The organism is Erysipelothrix aquatica, from assembly GCF_009828825.1.
In the GTDB taxonomy this organism is placed as follows: Bacteria; Bacillota_I; Bacilli_A; order Erysipelotrichales; family Erysipelotrichaceae; genus Erysipelothrix; species Erysipelothrix aquatica_A.
The window spans coordinates 482,523-502,190 of sequence record NZ_WTTA01000001.1 but is presented as its reverse complement, the minus strand read 5'-3'; the positions used below and the strand labels follow the sequence as shown (position 1 = coordinate 502,190).

17 protein-coding genes are annotated in these 19,668 nt (G+C 38.8%); 13 read left to right on the top strand and 4 right to left on the bottom strand.

Annotation, left to right across the window (positions count from 1 at the left end):
- Positions 1 to 4 precede the first annotated feature (4 nt).
- From dnaJ to glmS, 3 genes are all read left to right on the top strand, one after another.
- Positions 5 to 1,114: a molecular chaperone DnaJ gene (dnaJ, locus tag GVV22_RS02455; RefSeq protein ID WP_159648594.1), complete on the top strand. Its 1,110-nt coding sequence runs from the start codon at positions 5 to 7 to the stop codon at positions 1,112 to 1,114.
- A gap of 75 nt (positions 1,115 to 1,189) precedes the next feature.
- The gene (locus GVV22_RS02450; RefSeq protein ID WP_159648593.1) at positions 1,190 to 3,745 is read left to right on the top strand and encodes an ATP-dependent Clp protease ATP-binding subunit; all 2,556 of its coding nucleotides are present in this window, start codon (positions 1,190 to 1,192) and stop codon (positions 3,743 to 3,745) included.
- Positions 3,746 to 4,158: 413 nt separating this feature from the next.
- Positions 4,159 to 5,961: a glutamine--fructose-6-phosphate transaminase (isomerizing) gene (gene glmS, locus GVV22_RS02445; RefSeq protein ID WP_159648592.1), complete on the top strand. Its 1,803-nt coding sequence runs from the start codon at positions 4,159 to 4,161 to the stop codon at positions 5,959 to 5,961.
- Between the two features lie 108 nt (positions 5,962 to 6,069).
- Here the strand turns inward: glmS and GVV22_RS02440 are convergent, their stop codons facing one another.
- Positions 6,070 to 6,636, bottom strand: a complete 567-nt coding sequence (locus GVV22_RS02440; RefSeq protein ID WP_159648591.1) for a hypothetical protein — start codon at positions 6,634 to 6,636, stop codon at positions 6,070 to 6,072.
- 8 nt (positions 6,637 to 6,644) lie between these two features.
- Positions 6,645 to 7,415 (bottom strand): HAD-IIB family hydrolase, encoded by a 771-nt coding sequence (locus GVV22_RS02435; protein WP_159648590.1) that lies wholly within the window; start codon positions 7,413 to 7,415, stop codon positions 6,645 to 6,647.
- A 97-nt stretch (positions 7,416 to 7,512) separates the two neighbouring features.
- Between GVV22_RS02435 and GVV22_RS02430 the strand changes: the two genes are divergently transcribed.
- Together GVV22_RS02430 and GVV22_RS02425 are read left to right on the top strand one after the other, a co-directional pair.
- Positions 7,513 to 8,148 carry a M48 family metallopeptidase gene (locus tag GVV22_RS02430; RefSeq protein WP_159648589.1) on the top strand — a complete coding sequence of 212 codons (636 nt, stop codon included), beginning with the start codon at positions 7,513 to 7,515 and terminating at the stop codon, positions 8,146 to 8,148.
- Between the two features lie 9 nt (positions 8,149 to 8,157).
- Positions 8,158 to 8,901, top strand: a complete 744-nt coding sequence (locus GVV22_RS02425) for an endonuclease/exonuclease/phosphatase family protein (protein ID WP_159648588.1) — start codon at positions 8,158 to 8,160, stop codon at positions 8,899 to 8,901.
- A 12-nt stretch (positions 8,902 to 8,913) separates the two neighbouring features.
- On the opposite strand, the gene GVV22_RS02420 is transcribed toward GVV22_RS02425, so the two are convergent.
- A complete protein-coding gene (locus GVV22_RS02420) occupies positions 8,914 to 9,102 on the bottom strand; it encodes a hypothetical protein (RefSeq protein WP_159648587.1) in 189 nt (62 codons plus the stop codon).
- 71 nt (positions 9,103 to 9,173) lie between these two features.
- Positions 9,174 to 10,799, bottom strand: coding sequence for an Rqc2 family fibronectin-binding protein (locus tag GVV22_RS02415; protein WP_159648586.1), 1,626 nt, complete (start codon positions 10,797 to 10,799; stop codon positions 9,174 to 9,176).
- 209 nt (positions 10,800 to 11,008) lie between these two features.
- Between GVV22_RS02415 and gmk the strand changes: the two genes are divergently transcribed.
- The 8 genes from gmk (at position 11,009) to GVV22_RS02375 (ending at position 19,643) form a co-directional block, all read left to right on the top strand.
- Positions 11,009 to 11,581: a guanylate kinase gene (gmk, locus tag GVV22_RS02410; RefSeq protein WP_159638740.1), complete on the top strand. Its 573-nt coding sequence runs from the start codon at positions 11,009 to 11,011 to the stop codon at positions 11,579 to 11,581.
- A 32-nt stretch (positions 11,582 to 11,613) separates the two neighbouring features.
- Positions 11,614 to 13,743: a replication restart helicase PriA gene (gene priA, locus GVV22_RS02405; RefSeq protein ID WP_159648585.1), complete on the top strand. Its 2,130-nt coding sequence runs from the start codon at positions 11,614 to 11,616 to the stop codon at positions 13,741 to 13,743.
- Between the two features lie 2 nt (positions 13,744 to 13,745).
- Entirely contained in the window at positions 13,746 to 14,960 is a 1,215-nt protein-coding gene (locus GVV22_RS02400) for a transcription antitermination factor NusB (protein ID WP_159648584.1), read from the top strand.
- Between the two features lie 30 nt (positions 14,961 to 14,990).
- Positions 14,991 to 15,719: a PP2C family protein-serine/threonine phosphatase gene (locus tag GVV22_RS02395; RefSeq protein WP_159648583.1), complete on the top strand. Its 729-nt coding sequence runs from the start codon at positions 14,991 to 14,993 to the stop codon at positions 15,717 to 15,719.
- Positions 15,716 to 17,488: a Stk1 family PASTA domain-containing Ser/Thr kinase gene (pknB, locus tag GVV22_RS02390; protein WP_159648582.1), complete on the top strand. Its 1,773-nt coding sequence runs from the start codon at positions 15,716 to 15,718 to the stop codon at positions 17,486 to 17,488. Before GVV22_RS02395 ends, pknB begins: the two co-directional genes overlap by 4 nt.
- A 66-nt stretch (positions 17,489 to 17,554) precedes the next feature.
- A complete protein-coding gene (gene rsgA, locus GVV22_RS02385; protein ID WP_159648581.1) occupies positions 17,555 to 18,412 on the top strand; it encodes a ribosome small subunit-dependent GTPase A in 858 nt (285 codons plus the stop codon).
- The gene (gene rpe / locus GVV22_RS02380) at positions 18,409 to 19,056 is read left to right on the top strand and encodes a ribulose-phosphate 3-epimerase (protein ID WP_159648580.1); all 648 of its coding nucleotides are present in this window, start codon (positions 18,409 to 18,411) and stop codon (positions 19,054 to 19,056) included. Before rsgA ends, rpe begins: the two co-directional genes overlap by 4 nt.
- Entirely contained in the window at positions 19,053 to 19,643 is a 591-nt protein-coding gene (locus tag GVV22_RS02375) for a thiamine diphosphokinase (RefSeq protein WP_159648579.1), read from the top strand. The genes rpe and GVV22_RS02375 overlap by 4 nt, the downstream gene beginning before the upstream one ends.
- Positions 19,644 to 19,668 lie beyond the last annotated feature (25 nt).

The window sequence follows — 19,668 nt, the reverse complement described above, 5'->3', positions numbered from 1 at the left end:
AGATATGGCTAAACGCGATTATTATGAAGTCTTGGGTGTATCGAAAGGTGCATCTGATCAAGAAATTAAAAAGGCCTATCGTCAGCTTGCGAAAAAGTATCATCCAGATGTCAATAAAGAAGATGGAGCAGAAGTACAATTTAAAGAAGTTCAGGAAGCATATGATATTCTTTCTGATAGTTCTAAACGTGCGAATTATGACCAATTCGGTCATGCTGCATTTGATCAAAACGCTGGATTTGGTGGCGGTGGTGCTGCAGGCTTCGATGACTTTGGCGATATCTTTAGTTCCTTCTTTGGTGGCGGATTCGGTGGCGGTGGTACACGCCGTGCCGATCCAAATGCGCCACAAAAAGGTCAAGATCGCTTCATGAGTATGAACATTGACTTTATGGAATCTGTTTTTGGAGTAGAGAAAACAGTTACTCTAAACGTTGATGAACAATGTCATGTATGTCACGGAACAGGCGCCCATTCAAAAGAAGATATTAAAACATGTTCCCGTTGTAATGGAACCGGTCAAACCGTTACACAACAACGAACACCGTTTGGTACATTCCAAACTGCGACAACATGTCCAGATTGTGGTGGAACGGGTAAAACAATCACGAAATTCTGTAAAGAATGTGGTGGTAAAGGATTCAATAGCAAACGTGTAAACGTTGATATTAAAATTCCTGCAGGTATTGCATCAGGGCAACAACTTCGCGTCTCTGGTAAAGGAGAACGTGGTTTAAATGGTGGTCCTAATGGTGATCTCTTCGTAGAGATTGGTGTAAAACCGCATAAACACTTCAAACGTGATGGTAACAACATCCACATTCAAATCCCACTGTCAGTAGTTGATGCTGCCTTGGGAACTGAAATTGATGTTCCAACAGTTCATGGCGATGTGACGCTTACAATTCCTGCTGGTACCCAACCAAACACGAAATTTAGAATGCGTGATAAGGGAATTAAAGATTTACGTTCCTCACGAATGGGAGACCAATTCGTAGAAGTTAAATTGGAAGTCCCAACAAAACTTTCACGTCAAGAACGTGAAACTTATGAAACACTAAGAGAAGAAAAAGGTGAGAGCGTCTTTGACCGTTTTAAAAACGCGTTCAAGTGATGCAAATCACTTTTCTTTAAACTATCAATTAGCACTCATAGGGTTTAATTGCTAAATCATAAAGGAGGTAAAGCAATGAACAACGATAACTTAACTGAAAAATCTCAACAAGCCATTATGGAGGCTGTTAACTACGCAACCGCAATGGGTCATAGTTCGCTGACACCACTTCATGTGATGAAAGCAATCTTAAACACCAATGACCTAGACATTATTCTTATGGAGAGCAATGTCGAGAAAGCTGCGTTATCCAATATAACCGAAGAGGCATTATCGCGTTTGCCAAAGGTTCAAGGAGCTCAGCTTGGTGCAAGTAATGAATTTGGACAGATGATGATGAAAGCAACGGAATGGTCAAAGAAACAAGGCGATGTTTATGTATCCTTGTATGCAATTTTCTTAGCCATTGTGGAGTTAGAATCAGTCTATAAAAACTTATTGCCTTACAATGAAGTTGAGAAAGTGATGCTTGAGCATCGCGGTGGACGAACTATTGATTCACCGCAAGCAGAAAATAACATCGATGCACTATTAAAATATGGTCGCGATCTCGTTAAAGATGTTCGTGACGGTAAAGTCGATCCAATCATTGGTCGTGATGATGAAATTCGTCGCGTAATCCAAATCTTGAGTCGAAAAACAAAGAATAATCCAATTTTAATCGGTGAACCTGGGGTTGGTAAAACAGCGATTGCGGAAGGTTTAGCATGGCGTATTATGCGCGGTGATGTTCCGTACAGTTTGAAAAACAAGCAACTTATCGAACTGGATATGGGATCTCTAATTGCCGGTGCAAAATATCGCGGTGAGTTTGAAGAGCGACTCAAAGCGGTGCTTGAAGAAGTTGAAAAAGCAGATGGAAATATCATCCTCTTTATTGATGAGATTCATAATCTTGTTGGTGCAGGTAAGACAGAAGGATCCATGGATGCTGCAAACTTATTAAAACCGATGCTTGCGCGTGGTGAACTTCATTTGATTGGAGCAACCACCTTTAATGAATACCGTCAAAACATTGAAAAAGATGCTGCACTAGAGCGTCGTTTCCAACGCGTTACAGTTTTAGAGCCAACTGTAGACGACACCATTTCCATCCTACGTGGACTTAAAGATCGTTTTGAATCTCACCATGGTGTTACCATATTAGACGAAGCGATTGTCGCCGCAGCGAAATTATCAGATCGATATATTACTGACAGATTCTTACCGGATAAAGCAATTGACTTGATTGATGAAGCGAGTGCTTCGATTCGAGTTGAGATGGAATCAATGCCTGAAGCATTGGATGAGTTAACACGCCGTATCCGTCAGCTTGAAATTGAAGAGATCTCATTGAAAGATGAAACGGATGATCGGGCACTTGATCGCTTAGATGAAATAGTCGAGGAGCTCAGTAATCTAAAAGAAGAACATGATATTCTATTTGCACAATGGGAAAAAGAAAAACAAGCTGTCGATGGTATAAAAGATGCTAAAGAGGAACTTGAGAAAGCAAAATTAGATTACGAACGTGCTCAAAATGAAGCACGGTATGAAGATGCTGCTCGCCTTCAATATGAAACGATTCCTGCTTTGGAGAAACAAATCCAAGTGGACAGTGATCTTGAAAAAGAAGGTGGTATGATTCAAGAGGTCGTTACTGAAGAATTAATTGCTGAAATTATTTCGAAATGGACAGGTATCAACATTACCAAACTTGTAGCATCAGAACGAGAAAAACTCTTGAATCTCAAAGCTGAGCTTCAAAAATCTGTTAAGGGTCAAGATGATGCATTACAAATTGTAACGGATGCGATACTGCGATCGAAAGCACAAATCCAAGATGAGAACCGTCCTTTAGGATCCTTTATGTTCTTGGGACCAACAGGTGTTGGTAAAACTGAAGTTGCCCGTGTCCTTGCTGAACAGTTGTTTGATGATCGAAACCAAATCATACGGATTGATATGAGTGAGTACATGGAAAAACACAGTGTGGCGCGTTTAATTGGTGCGCCTCCAGGATATGTTGGCTATGAACAAGGAGGACAATTAACGGAACAAGTCCGTCGTCATCCTTACTCAATCGTGCTCTTGGATGAAATTGAAAAGGCGCATCCAGATGTATTCAATGTCTTATTACAGATTCTTGACGATGGTCGAATCACAGATAGTAAAGGTGTTACAGTAGACTTTAAAAACACAATTATTATTATGACCTCAAACTTAGGAAGTCAGTTTGCATTTGAAAAGGATACATCAATCCGCAACAACAATTATATGCAAGCAGTTCAAAGTCACTTCAAACCAGAGTTCATCAACCGTATTGACGAGATTATTGTCTTTAATGCATTGAATGATGCGGTCTTACGTGACATTGCAATTAAATTTGTTCACGAATTAGCACTTCGAATTCAACGTCGTGATATTAACTTAGATGTAACTTCGGAAGCTATCAATGCTATCGTTGAACAAGGAAGTGATGTAACTTACGGTGCGCGACCAATGAAACGTTTTATTCAACGTGAAATCGAAACACGTATCGCTTATTTACTAATTGAACAAGATGTTGCACCACATGCAACCATAGTCGTTGATGTTGAAGATGGTGAGTTTGTATTATCCGTAGTCAATGCAGCTGAATTACTAAATTAAGAACACCGAAAGGCCGACATAAGTCGGTCTTTTTGTTTTGAAAAAAATATTTAAAACTATACATTCAATCAATAAAAAATAATAATTCTACTATGATGCGCCACTAAATAGGGACATAATTTTGAAAAAAATTGAAAACTTTTACCAATTTATTGTGCTTTGAAAGTGCATGTGATATTCTTTTACCCTAATGAAAGGAGATAAAAAAGACAATAATTATAGCGCCCGGCTCAAAGAAGAGTGACGAGGAAAGAGGAGTATCGAATATCGGCGGATGCCTCTTCGGTTAATGGACCGTTAGATAAGGACAAAGACACAAAACCCTTATTAACCATTACAATGTTGATTTAATCATAATAATACGATCAACGACATTAGAACTTAAATATAATCATAATCGAAGGAGATTTTTTATGTGTGGAATTGTAGGATATGTCGGCGCACGAAATGCAGTCGATGTTTTAATTGCGGGCTTGTCTCATTTGGAGTATCGTGGTTACGATTCTGTAGGTCTTGCTGTTGCAACGGATACTGATTTTAGCACGGTCAAAGTACTGGGCCGTGTAGCAAACATTATTGAACCCAGTCGATCGGTTCAATTGCTTCAACCTTGCGTAGGAATTGCACATACGCGATGGGCAACTCATGGAAAACCAACGCAGCACAATGCACATCCACACCGTGGTAAATTGGTGACATTGGTTCATAACGGAATAATTGAAAACTACCAATCAATAAGAGAAGAATTAATTAACGAAGGGTACCATTTTGAATCTGAAACAGATACCGAAGTGGCAGCTAAGCTTTTAGATAGTATGTATGCGACGATCAAACATCCATTACAGACGATTCAAGCGTTTCTTAAGCGTATTGAGGGTTCATATGCAATTGCAGTAATGTTTGCAGATGTATCGAACACAATCTATGCAATTCGAAAGGGGAGTCCACTCCTCATTGGGATTGGCAATCAAGAGCATTTTATTGCTTCTGATATGACACCAATTTTGGACTATACTCGAGATTTTGTTTTATTGGATGAATCGAGCATTGCGATGGTATCATCAAATAAGCTCGAAATTTTTGATGTTAACAGTGGTGAAGAGAAGCAATTTGATGTTCAACATGCGTCATGGAATATTGACGAAGTCGGCCTGCAAGGCGAAAAATTCTTTATGATGAAGGAAATTATTGAACAGCCAAGTGTTGTGAGGCGGTCCTTACAAAATCGTATTCAAGATGGATTTGTAACTTTTGAAACAGATGGAATTGATGACCTATTTTTTGAAGACATTGAAACGATTCATATCGTTGCTTGTGGTACTGCAATGCATGCAGGTTTAGTCGGTAAGCACTGGATTGAGACGCTTGCTCGCAAATCAGTAAATGTTGATGTCGCAAGTGAATTTCGTTATCGCAATCCAATTCTAAATCCCCAAGACTTGGTAATCGTTGTAAGTCAATCGGGAGAAACTGCGGATACACTAGCATGTTTAGATTTGGCTAAATCTAAAAATATTAGAACACTGGGAATCGTTAATGTAGATGGTTCATCCATTGCGCGTGATGTTGATGCATTGATATTAACAAAAGCTGGTATCGAACGCTCAGTTGCGAGTACCAAAGCATATATGAGCCAGATAACATGTTTCTATTTACTCGCACACAAGTTATCCCAAACATCAATCAACATGACAGATGTGAATACAATGTTAGATGCTATGGACACAATGATTCAACATAGAAACGATATTGAGGCAATCGTCCAACCGTATATAAATCTAAATAGTGCCTTTTATGTGGGTAGAGGTTTGGATAGTGCCTTAGCAGTCGAAGGATCTTTGAAACTTAAAGAGATTACATATATTCATAGCGAGGCTTATGCAGCGGGTGAACTCAAACACGGCAGCCTTGCCCTTATAGATGACCAAATATTAACGGTTGCAGTTGCAACGCAATCGCATTTAATCGAAAAAACAATCAGTAACATTCAGGAGATAAAGGCACGCGATGGTCAAATTCTCTGCGTTATTACTGAAAAGGAGGCGTATCGCTTGGATCCAGAGGACTCAATTATTATCATTCCAAATGTTCCGGCGATGGTCGCACCATTTGTGGCAATCATTCCCTTGCAAGTTATTGCCTATATGATCAGTGACTTGAAAGGTCTTGATGTTGATAAACCTCGAAATCTTGCAAAATCAGTAACTGTAGAATAAACCAGTAATCAGTCCTCACTTTCTGATTACGCTGAACGACGAAAAGCGATATCCTGCTCGATATCGCTTTTTATTAAAAAAAAGCACATCTCTCAATGTGCTATATGCTTATTTCCTTTTGAATGCTTTAAGTTTTTTGAGAATCTTCAACCAGTTAAAGAAGTTGTAAGCAAAGAATCCTGCTGATAATGCGATGAGGAAACTAAAGACTGTAGCTTCAATACCTTGGTAGCCCCCGACTTCGAATTGTCTTGAAATTAAGACAAGAGCAACAAAAATTGGCAAGATGAAATCCATAAAGCGATCTGACTTGAGTGCACGGAGTGCTTCTTCGGATTCAAGTTTAGCATAGTCAGTATCTGAAATTTTGATGATTTGTTTATCTTTAAGGAAGACAAATCGTTTAAACACTTCAAATCCAACAATTACGGCAACGGCAAATACAGTCACGGCAATTAATGGAAGTTTTAAAAGTCCAATCCCTAAAACAAAGAGTAAAGCCGCCCAAATATATTGTCCATCAAGCAAACGAACTTTAGTCATATCTCCTGCTTGAAGGTGATAGCCTTCTTGCTTGTTGGGAATTACTAAAATCAATCGGCGTCTCTTATCTTTGATAATACCAAATTGGTATAATTCTTCTAGTTCACTTAATCCATTTTTTTTCTTACTCATAGTATCTCCTAAATGACATCATGCGCTTTAAGGGCATGGTAGATTCCATCTTCGTTTACCGGCTTGGTCACATATTTTGCTTTTTCTTGGACGTGAGCAACTGCGTTTCCCATAGCAACAGAATAGGTTGCACCTGCGAGCGCATCCATATCATTTTCGCCATCACCAAACATTGTGTAACGTGTTGTCTTTAAATGTTTATTTAGATGCTGAATTCCATTATGTTTTCCGGATTCAATGCTCATAATTTCTGTATTTCCAAGTTGATCAAGAACGGTTATTGTATCTTTGAACATATCCTCGCGAATTGCTTCAGGAATTGTGTCAAAAGCATACGACATTAAATTGAAGATTTTTTCATCATTGTACGCTTGTACAGGGTAGTAAGTATCAATGTGAAAATGTGCAAATGAATCAACAAGACGTTGATTGGGTTCACTACTTAAAAAGAGGGTATCGCCTTCCATTAAAAATGGACCATCATGGACTTTAAGTAAGTCATGAAGCCATGCTATAGGAAGTGGTGTTTCTTTAATAGTATTTAAAGAAGCATCTAAGATTTGTGAACCATTTGCGAGAACAAACCCATCCCATGGCATCATATCAACGACACCAACCTCATATGCGCCAGAAAGGCTACGTCCTGTACATAAAGCTATTTTGTAACCAGCGGCCTTTAATTGCTTCAAAGCTTCAATTGTAGACTCGGGAATTGTATGACTCTTATTGTCTAAGAGCGTCCCATCTACATCAAAATAAAATATCTCTGAATTTTTCATTTTTATCACCTAAGGTATTATACCACGTTTATGCAATGAAAAAATTGGACTTATTAATTTCGTTAATAATTCAGAACGAACATGATATGATAAGTGTATGAAAATAGAAATTATATACTCAAATAGGAAAACACTCGCGTTATATGTTAGAGATGGGGCAGTATTTGTACGGGCACCACATCAAACTCCAAAACCATTGATTGAATCATTCGTGAAAGAAAAAGAACATTGGATTATGAAACATCTAGATGCGTATGAACCTGCAGGATTTTCGTGGGAACAACCGTCGTTAAAGGTGTTTGGTAAGACATACCCAATCATGTATCACGCCAGCGCTAAATTTGAAATTCAACTTGAGAAGGATACGTTAATATTAAGGTATCCGACATCATGGAGTGTGGATCGGTTAGAACGTACGGTGCTTCTTTACTTTAAAGATTTGTTGGATAAGCAGCTTGACGTTTTGGTCACACATTATGCCTTGGCGCTAGGAATCGAAGTACCACAGTATAAAATTAGAAAATACAAGCGAATCCATGGTCGCTGCAACCGTGGTGGCGAGTTAGCCTTTAACACGTATCTTTTTCATGAAAATCACCGTTTCATTGAGTATGTCGTGTTGCATGAATGTGCACATATTTTAGAATTTAATCATAGTGCAGCTTTCTATGCGATTGTTGAAAAACAAATGCCAGACTATAAATATGTAATTAAAGAACGCAAGGGGCGTTAGGAGACTATAATGTTGAAAGTTGGAACATATAATATTCGTTTATTAGCCGATGATGGTGTTGATTCTTGGAAATATCGATCACAGTACTTAATGGAAACCTTGCAAAATGATGCTTATGATGTCATTGGTTTACAAGAAGTAACCCCAAAGCAATATCATGATTTGGCACAGATTCCAGAATATCGGCTTGTTGGACAGGCCCGTGAAGTTGATGGCTTAGGTGAAGCAGCGCCCATTCTTTTTCATGAACAAACGTTGGAATGCCTTGAGGACAAAACGTATTGGTTGTCTGATACACCAGATGTGCCAAGTAAATTTGAAAACTCAGCTTGCAATCGTGTCGCGACTATTGCGACATTTCGAATTAAGAATTCAGATATTGTATTTCAATTTGCGTCATGTCACATTGACCATATTGTAACGGATGCACAAGCAAAACAAATATATGTTTTAATGACATTGATGGACAATAATTTACCTGTAATCATCACTGGCGATTTTAACTTGACACCTGATGCAGCCCCGATTCAACTTTTAGAAGCAAAGTACCAGAGTGTTGCGAAAGATTCGAAGTTTGGAACGTTTAATGATTTTGATACTCAACAGGATGTTATGGATATGGAACGCATTGATTACATTTTCTTGGACGATTCGTGGACAATTCATGCCAGTGATATTGTTGTCGCAGTGAATGAACAAGGGCGTTATAATTCGGATCATTTCCCAGTTGTAGGCTTAATTTCTCAAACATAAAAAAGAGTCGGATTATTCCGACTCTTTTTCTTGCGTGTGTGCATCAAACTCATTATGGGGACGGTATTGCTTATCAAATGCTTCTTGCATCATCACTTTCATTTCTCGAACATCACAACGCATGATATAGAGATGTTTGATCACGAAATACATAAAGATGACAGAGATAACTGGAAAAAAATACAGTAATAATGGTGTCATTCTTCGTGCCTCCTTCATTTTGCTTGCTCTATGTATATTATAACATGGCGTTGTTTGCTATGAAATGGTTTCTAATTGTTGATATATTGGTCAATGAGTTCTTTATCAGGATCTATAAAGATACTTTTGTGAGTGGATAAACTCACGAGACCTAACTGACCACCTGGAATTTTTTTGATGTTACGGGCTTGGGTATAGTGTACCTCTACGGAGCTACCCAGTCTGCTTTTGGAAAAATATGCTGCAAGGTGAGCACATAATCTAATCTTTTGTTCGTCCAATTCGGGCGTTTTGATTAAAACATGGGCACCAAAGTCATATGCAGCATGAAACCACATATCATCTTTTCGAGCAAGCTTAAAGGTGATTGCATCATTTTGAATGTTGTTTTTACCAACAAAGATGGTTGTTTCATCGTCATACACAATCGTTGTGTAATTTGGTTTTTTCTTCTTTTGTTGTGTTTGACGTCGCTTAATGCGTCGTTGATGAACAATACCTTGTGATACTAATTCTTCTTGGATTTCCTGTGCATCTTCGACGGATGCTTGTTCGACTTGAACTTGCAACCCTTCAAAATAATGGATCCGGGCTTCAGTCTTATTGATTTGTTCTTCTAAATAACGAATTGATGTTTTTGCCTTTTGGTATTTTTTGAAATAAAGACGTGCATTGTCTTTCCCTGAGTAACGAGGGTCTAAAGGGATCGTGACAGTGTTGCCACTAAAATCTTCAAGCGTAATCTCGTTTTGCCCATTTGGAAGTGTGCTTGCGAATGCGAAGAGTAGGTCTCCATATTCGCGTAGATGGTCACTGTCTAACGCCTTTTCGACATCTTCGTACAATCGCGGTAACTTTTGTTTGCTACGTTTAAGTTCACGTCGAATGAGTTTAACCAAATCTCCTGTTTGTGCTTTAATCCGGTCTTGTTCTTGTAAATCGTGAAAGAAAGCATCCAACCCTTCCATGATTGGAAATTCTTGATGTGGTTTATTGAGATGTGTTAACGGGATGATGTGAAAGTCATTATCATAAACATAAAGGATTGTGGATGTCATCAGTTCTTGAACGATAGATTCGGCATCTTCGGTTTTTAGACGATGTGTCAACTCACGTTCAAGTAAAGGTGAAATACCATTAAATTGGTTTCGTAATGCACTCTCAGGATCATATGTCGCTAAGTCCTTGAAGGACTTTTTGTCAAATTGTGGCGGGTAATCATAAGTGCTTCCACTTACAACTGCCCGTGACGTATTCTCAAAGGGAGAAATTCGTTTGAGGGCGTCCACAATAATGCCATTATCATCCACAATAATAACGTTTGCGTATTTCCCAAGAAGCTCGATAATTAACCGATAAGGACGGATCACGCCCATATCATCACGGTGTTCAACATGTATTTCAATGATTCTGTCAAAACCATATTGTTCAATTTTTGTAATAATACCACCATCTAAATGCTTACGCATCAAGGTGAGCATGTGTGTTTGGTCAATGTTCGTTGTAGGTTTTGATTGTGTCCATTGAACGCGGCTAAATACCGGATGTGTTGAAATCATTAAATTCATTTTTTTACCAGCAAAACCATGAATTAAAAACTCGTGGTTTGACGGTTGGGTAATGCGATTAATTTTGACTGGACTCGATTCGTCCATTAAAGTAACAATGCGATGTAGTAAAACGCCATCTATAGCCATAGTATCAACCTCTCAAGTGATAGTATTATATCATACCGCTATGCGTGTCGAAAGCAAAGCACAGAATAACTGTAGAATTGGAGTATCTTTCAAAAGTATGAAATTCAATGTGTTAAATTGTCGTAGAATCACTGTAAAATACGCGAGTTTAAAAGCATTTTAAGAGAAGCTGTGGTATAATAATAAAAATATTTAAGAGGATGGTGTTTATGAAACGAGGATTACTCATTATTCTTTCGGGTCCAAGCGGTGTCGGTAAAGGAACTGTGCGAAAGATTTTTTTTGAAAAGGAAGAACTGAATCTTGCATTTTCAATTTCAATGACGACGCGTAAACCGCGAAACGGTGAGATTGACGGGAAAGACTATTATTTTGTGAGTCAAGAACGTTTTAAAGAAGCAATTGAAAATGATGAAATGTTGGAATATGCAGAGTTTGTTGGCAATTACTATGGTACATTGATGGCAGAAGTGGACCGCTTACGCGATCTTGGGAAAAATGTACTTTTAGAAATTGAAGTACAAGGTGCACGCCAAGTTATTGATAAAGTACCAGATTCCTTAAGTATCTTTTTAGTACCACCAAGTATGGAAGAATTAAAGCGACGGATTGAAGGACGTCAAACAGAGTCACAAGATGTTATCCAAGAACGATTGGATAAGGCACGTAAAGAAATGGAACTTATGAACCACTACCGATACGTTATTTGCAATGAGAACCCACAACTCGCAGCAGACTCTGTTGCACTAATTATTAAGCGAAACATTGAAACAACTCTTTAGGAGTTGTTTTAAGTCTTTATAGGAGGATGAGCATGTATCTTGATGTCTATATAGAAAATAGTTTTTTAGGAAACAAAACGCTAACCTACCAAAGCGGTAGTCATGATGTAAAAGCGGGTATGCGTGTTAAGGTTTTGATGAATAACCGTGAGCTTATCGGCTTCGTGAATCAAGTATATCCGCCAATTCCTATGGATTATGAGATTGTTGAAATTATAGAAGTTTTGGATGACGAACCGGTAATAAATAAGGAACTTTTTGAATTGGCAGAATGGATGAAAGACCAAACGATAGCTCCGATGATCCGTTGTCTTCAAACAATTTTACCCAACAAATTACGTCCTAAATCGAATACCAAACGCATTAAAACACAGCGGGTAGTTCGGCGATTGCATGGGGATATTCAAGGACTGACCCCGACTCAGAAACAATTTCTAGAACAATTTCGTACGGATACAACAATACCTGTAAAAGAAGCACAAAAAATGTATTCTGGTTTCCGCAAACTTATCGATAAAGGAATCCTTGCACTCGAAGATCAAGAGGTTATCTACGAAAGTAAGCCGATAGTTCAGCAGGATGCTAAATACGCACTAACAGATGCGCAATCAGATATCCTAAAGCAGGTGCACTTTAACAATGCACACACTTACTTGCTACATGGTGTAACAGGTAGTGGAAAAACTGAGATATACTTACAATTGGCACATGATGTTGTGAGTCAGGGACAACAAGTATTAATTCTTGTTCCTGAAATTTCGCTAACACCTCAGATGATTGATCGTGTTTCTACGCGCTTTGGTGAAGATGTCGCGATTTATCACTCCGCATTAAATGACCAAGAAAAATATGAACAGTACATGCGGGTCAAACGGGGTGAAGTCAATATTGTTGTTGGTACACGATCAGCTGTCTTCATGCCATTTCAGAATCTAGGGTTAATCGTAATGGATGAAGAACATGACAGTAGTTATAAACAAGAAAATACACCTTACTACCACACTCGTGATGTTGCGATCCACCGAAGTAAGTATCACAAATGTCCTTTGGTCTTAGGGAGCGCTTCGCCAGCATTAGAGACTTATGCGAGAGCTTTAAAAGGGGTCTATACACTTTTAGAGCTACCAGAACGAGTTAATCAGACCTTTCCCAAAGTAACCGTAATCGATACGCGTCAGGCACTCAAAAACCGTGCATCACATTTGCTAACACCGACGTTACTCGACGGGATCTATGATCGCCTACAAAAAAAACAACAGATTATGTTGCTATTGAATCGGCGCGGGTATATGACCTTACTTAAAGATGTCAATAATGAGGTAATTCAATGCCCGAATTGCGATGTCTCATTAAACTATCATAAAGATGAAGCAAGTTTGAAGTGTCATGTGTGTGGATACGCTGCACATTACAATACGAACACGAAGGAAAATCAGAATATAGTGGGTAGTGGCGTTGGAACACAACGTTTGGAAGAGCATTTACAAGCATTGTTCCCACAGGCTCGAATTGGTCGTATGGATGCAGATTCTACCCGTCAAAAAAATGCTCATGAAAGAATTCTTAATGCCTTTATGAATCACGAAATAGATATTCTTGTTGGAACCCAAATGATTGCGAAAGGTCTTGATATTGAAAATGTGACATTAGTAGGGATTATTAATGCCGATACTGCATTGGCTCACACAGATTACCGTGCTGTAGAGCTTTCATTTGAAATGTTACTCCAAGCATCTGGACGTGCAGGGCGCGGCCAATATCCAGGGGAAGTCATGATTCAAACGGCCAATCCAGACCACTATGCAATACAAACAGCAATTCACCAAAAATATAAGCACTTTTTCAAATTTGAAATGAACTACCGTCAAATCGCAAATTATCCACCGTATCGCTACCTTATTTCAATAATATTTAGTGATGAAGATGCGGACAAAGCATTCGCAGCTGCAAACGGATTCATCCCGTTTGTCGAAGACCCACAAATTCAACAAATCGGTCCAGTCATGTTAAGACGTTTGAATCGTAGACACAGAAGCCGTATAATATTAAAAGGAAAAGATCTCGATGTTATGATTGCTAAAACGCATCAAGCATTAGAGTTGTATAAGAAAATAAATAGAACAGGAGTGAGTGTTGATGTTAATCCATTAACGCTCGAATAAAGATGAGAAGAACCGAAACCTACAAAGTTCTATCTGAAGTTTACTTCAAGGATAGACATGCTCACCTTGTGTTAAAAGAATTAGATTTAAAACCTGAAGATCAAGCGTTTGTAAGTGCACTTGTGTATACAACATTGCAACATAGTTTGTATCTTGATTATCAATTCGAAGATTTAATTGATAAGAAACTCCCGAAAGAGATTCAGTTAATTATTAAAATGGGACTGGCACAGTTTTTCAAAATGGATAAAATTCCCGATTATGCCATCGTAAATGAGTCAGTTGACCTAGCAAAAAAAATAAAAAAATTCCGCTATGCGGGTGTCGTTAATGCTGTTTTAAAAAATGTTATGAAGCGAGGTGAACGACCAATTGAAGGCGATACGCTTCAAGTAGCATCAATTCAGTACAGCATGCCATTATGGATTTTAAAACTTTTAAGCAAACAATACTCAGAGGCATTTGCATTGGATTACGCAATTTACTGCCAACAAATCAAACCTGCGTATGTTCGCCTAAATACTCTAAAACCAATCGATACTTTGGATCCTTCAGTGTTTGATACACTTCGAGGGCATACGATTGCGAAGGCTGAATTATTTAAGACAAACTACCTTGATGAGGGATACCTTTTAATTCAAGATGTTAATTCTCAAGAAGTTGTGAAACGGATGGCGTTGGAGCCAGGTATGCGCGTTCTTGATTGCTGCTGTGGTCCGGGAACAAAAACAACACAAATTGCCGCACTTATGGAAAATAATGGTGTTATTGATGGCGTAGAATTATATGAATCGCGGGCAACATCCACACGTCAATTGATGGAACGAACCAATGTGCAAATTGCGACAATTCACACACAAGATGTACTTAAATATCAAGCTAAGGAACAATACGATCGTATTCTTATTGATGCACCATGTTCAGGATTGGGCGTTCTTTCGCACAAACACGATTTACGATATCATATTTACCCGCAAGATTTAGATACGCTGGTGAGTCTTCAAAAAGACATGCTTCGTCACATTGCACCGATGGTGAAAGAATCAGGTATCTTGATGTATTCAACCTGTACACTGAATCGAAAAGAGAATGAAAAGCAAATTAAAGAGTTTTTAGAGAATCATGACAACTTTACGTTGCTTCACGATGAAACCATGAACCCAATGGAAACAATGGGTGATGGATTCTATATTGCCAAGTTGCAACGTAAATACTAAGATAGACAAGAAGAAATGAGAGGTCTAACCGTGAAATATACAAGCATTAGCGAAATAGGATTATTACGAAAAGAAAACCAAGATAATGTCGCAGTTGTTGAAAATCATAATGCCCTTTTAGCGATGGTATGTGATGGAATAGGTGGTGCTAATGCTGGCTCAGTTGCTAGTGAAATGGCCGCACGTATGTTAGCGGAATCCTTTGTAAACCATAAATTCTTTACGACGCTAGATGAGGTAACCACCTGGTTTAATAAAGCGATTACTGAAGTAAATAGAGCTGTGTATCATGAATCGTTAGTGGTCCCTGAGTTTCAAGGTATGGGGACAACTATGATTGCTTGCGTTATTCTATCAGATGGTGCAATTGCCTATAATATTGGAGATAGTCGCATTTACCGTTTTGAGAATCAAAACTTAACACAACTATCAGAAGATCAGACTTATGCGTACGAGATGTACCGACGTAATCAAATATCTAAAGAAGAAATTGATAAACATCCAAAACGAAATGTACTCATGAATGCAGTTGGAATTGATGAAAGAATCTCATTCGAAACAATTACCATTGAAAAAGGTTGGGATTATCTTCTCTTATCCAGTGATGGTCTTCACGGCTATGTTCCGTACTCAATGATCGCACAAATAATGAATGAAGGAAATATACTAGAAAAAAGACATCGACTTATGGAAATGGCGTACCGTTCTGGGGGCTATGATAACATCTCGATAATATTGTTGGAGGGTGACAAAAAATGACGGAAATCATAGGGAATCGATACATACTCATTCGTAGAATCGGAAACGGCGGAATGGCCGATGTTTTTCTTGCGAAAGACACAGTTTTAGATCGTGAGGTTGCATTAAAGCGCTTGCGTGGTGAAATGTCTACAGACCCTGTGTCATTGCTTCGTTTTCAACGTGAAGCAACCGCTGCGAGTCGCCTTAGTCATCAAGGGATTGTAGAAGTTTATGATGTAGGTGAAGACAATGGACAACACTATATTGTAATGGAAGTGGTGCGAGGTACAACTTTAAAAGAGTTGATTCATCGACGTGGCGCTTTGGATAAGTTTGAAGCTGTTGCAATTATCAAACAGCTTGCACAAGCACTACAAGTTGCGCATGCGAATCAAGTAATTCACCGTGACATCAAACCACAAAATGTGCTCATCAAAGATGATGGAACTGTTAAACTAACCGACTTTGGTATCGCCCTTGCAGGCGACGCAATCCAATTAACACGCCATGATTCGGTATTAGGGTCGGTCCATTATATGGCTCCAGAACTTTCACGTGGAGAAGGGGCAACGAAGCAATCAGATATTTATGCACTTGGCGTCGTATTTTATGAACTCTTAACGGGTGAGATTCCGTATCGTGGGGAAAATCCGGTCGAAATTGCGATGAAACATATGCGTGACCCGTTTCCCTCAGTTCAAAAATTCAATCCGAGCTTGCCCAATTCGATCGTAAATGTTATTGCCAAAGCAACGGTCAAAAATCGAAACTACCGTTACCGTAATATCGATGAATTTATCGAGGACTTGTCCGATATTTTAGACCCTTCTCGTGCTGATGAACCCTTATGGGAGTTTGAAACACCTGAAGATGACCAAGGGACACGTGTACTCGGAACATTAACTGAAGAAGAAGCTGAACTCGAGGCCAAAAAGAGAAAACGTAAAAAAATGATGATAATTGGTGGAAGTGTTGCTGCTGTTGTTGTAGTGGGGCTCTTCGCATGGTTTCTATTCAGACCAAAACCTAAAGTTGATATTCAAGTTCCGAAAATTACCGGTATGACGGTTGAAGAAGCAAAAGTAGCCCTCGAACAATTAGGATTAAATGTAAATGCTTCTGTGAGTTACAGTTACTCAGACGAATATGAGTCAGGCATTGTGATGGCAACAAAGCCTGGTGAAGGAGCAACTGTTGCTAAAGGAGACCAGATTAAATTAACGGTATCCCATGGAAAGATGTTCGAAGTAGGAGATTATACGGGTATGACGGTGGATGCCGTGACACAAGCGCTTAAAGATGTTAATGTTGAAATTAAGACAGTAACTGAGCCACGAAAAGATATGGCTCCAGGAATTGTAATTAGTCAATCAGGGTTAAATCCTGGCGATAAAATTGTGCCAAACCAACGACGTGAATTGACGCTAACAGTAAGTTCAAAGATGCAACTTTTAATTCCAGATGTAACGGGTAAATCGGTTGCGGCAGCCAAACAAGAACTTGAAGCGTTGGGAATCGTAACACGAACCGAATTATTGCCACAAGCAGGCCTTAGCCTCGCTGAAATTAAGGAACTTGAGTACAATGTTGTTAAACGTACCAATCCATTAGCAGGAAGCTATTATGTTCAAGATGATGGAAGTTCTGTAACACTTTATTATTATGAAAAGATTACCAATCCGGAGCCTGAAACAAAACCGGAACCAGAAAAACCAGATACTGGCAACCCTGATAATGGAAAACCTGAATCTGGAAACTCTGGATCAAACAAACCAGGATCGGAGTAATGTAAACTAAGTGCATAAAACTGCACGTACTGAGAAAATTGCTTAAATAGAGCTATGAGGTAAAGTATGAAAAAAGCAAGAATTACACGAATCGTTTCGAATCATTACACGATTTATATGGACGGCGAATTTCATGTTGCGAAGGCAATGGGAAAACTTCGACTGGGACAAAAACCCATTGTAGGCGACAACGTTCATGTCGAGTTTCTCGAGGAACAATGGGTGATTCAAGAAGTTCTTGAACGCGAAAATCATCTCATACGCCCATTGGTTGCTAACATAGATCAAACCTTAATCGTAATGTCAGCGAAGGAACCAGATTTTTCATACACACTTGTAGATCGCCTTATATTTTTGATTTCACTTGAAGGTATTAAATCCGTCATTGTCATATCTAAAGCTGATTTGATTCCAAAAGAGGAACAAAATGAAATCATTCAAGAATACCAAACGAGTGGTTATCAAGTGGTTCTTACGGGTCAAAATTTACCAACGGACCCTTTGGAGAATATCCTAAAAGATAAACTGTCGGTGCTTGCAGGTCAAAGTGGCGTTGGAAAATCAAGTATATTGAATCGTATTAATGGAGAATTACAGTTAAACACGCAAGCAATTTCTAAAGCACTCGGACGTGGACGCCATACAACCCGTCATAACCAACTTTATGAAATTGCCGGAGGATGGATTGCTGATACACCAGGTTTCTCATCACTTGACTTTTCGCAAGTCGACGTTCAAATGTTAGCTGAATCGATTCCGGATTTCACACCATATATTGGGCAATGCAAATATCGTAATTGTTTGCATTTAAAAGAACCAGGTTGTAAAATCAAAGAAGCAGTAGAAAATGGTGCTGTATCAAAAATTCGATACACAAACTATGTGGATGTAGTTAAACTAATCAAGGAGGACACACGGGGATGAAAATAGTATCGCCATCAGTATTATCTTTAGATTTTTCAGAAATGAAGACACAGCTTAAACGTGTTGAAGTAGCGGGGGCTAAGTGGTTACACTTTGATGTTATGGATGGTCACTTTGTGCCAAATATTAGTTTTGGTCCTGGCATTCTCAAACAGGTTGATCATGTATCGGATTTACTGATGGATGTCCATTTGATGATCAGTGACCCTGTTCAGTATTTTGACGCATTTATCGATGCAGGTGCTGATGCCATCACGATTCATGCTGAATGTTTTGATGATGTCATGGATGGAATTGCCGCTGTTAAAGATTTAAAAAAACGTGGTATAAAAGCTGGAATCACATTAAAGCCAGGCACAGATATATCACTCATTGTTCCATATCTTAAGCATGTAGATATTGTTCTTGTCATGAGTGTTGAACCAGGGTTTGGAGGCCAAGCATTCATGCCTGAAATGGTGGAGCGTATCAAAGAAGTTGACGCATTCAGACAATCAAATAACTACAAGTATCTCATTTCTGTTGACGGTGGAATTAACGACGAAACTGGTATTCGCGCACGTTCAGCAGGTGCAGATATTTTAGTTGCTGGAAGTTATGTTTTTAGTGATGATATTGAAAAGGCAGTTATTTCTTTATTATGAGAACCGTCACACTCGTTCTAGGGGACTTTGAAGGAACCGTTGAAGGTGATGTTATCGGTGTTGACTATGGAGCCCTTGTTTGTTTAAACAAGGGCATTCCTGTTATGTTGGCATGTGGAGATTTTGATTCTGTTAGCGAAGAAGATTTCCAGAGAATTAAAAACTATGCCGAAACAACAATCCGACTCAACCCAATGAAAGATGATACTGATTTTCTGTTTGCATACAAACAAGCAGGGGATTATGATGAAATTATAGTCTATGGGGGATTGGGACGCCGCCGTGATCACGAATACAGCAATGTGGTAACAGCAATGCTTGATTCTCGGATCACCTTGTACGATGGTCAAAACAAAATAAAAAGATATGATGAGGGAACTCACCATATCGCTAAAAATGATTATTACTATTTATCTGTTGTTATTTTTGAGCCAATTACGATTACCCTTGAAGGATTCAAATATCCGCTTGATCGACGTGATGTTAAATTTGGTGATACTTATCTAACATCAAATGAAATTCTAGATGATGTTGGGGTAGTGACGCTTCAAGGTGGCCCTGCACTTATAATACAAGCAAATCAATAATAAAAAAACGGTGATCCACCGTTAT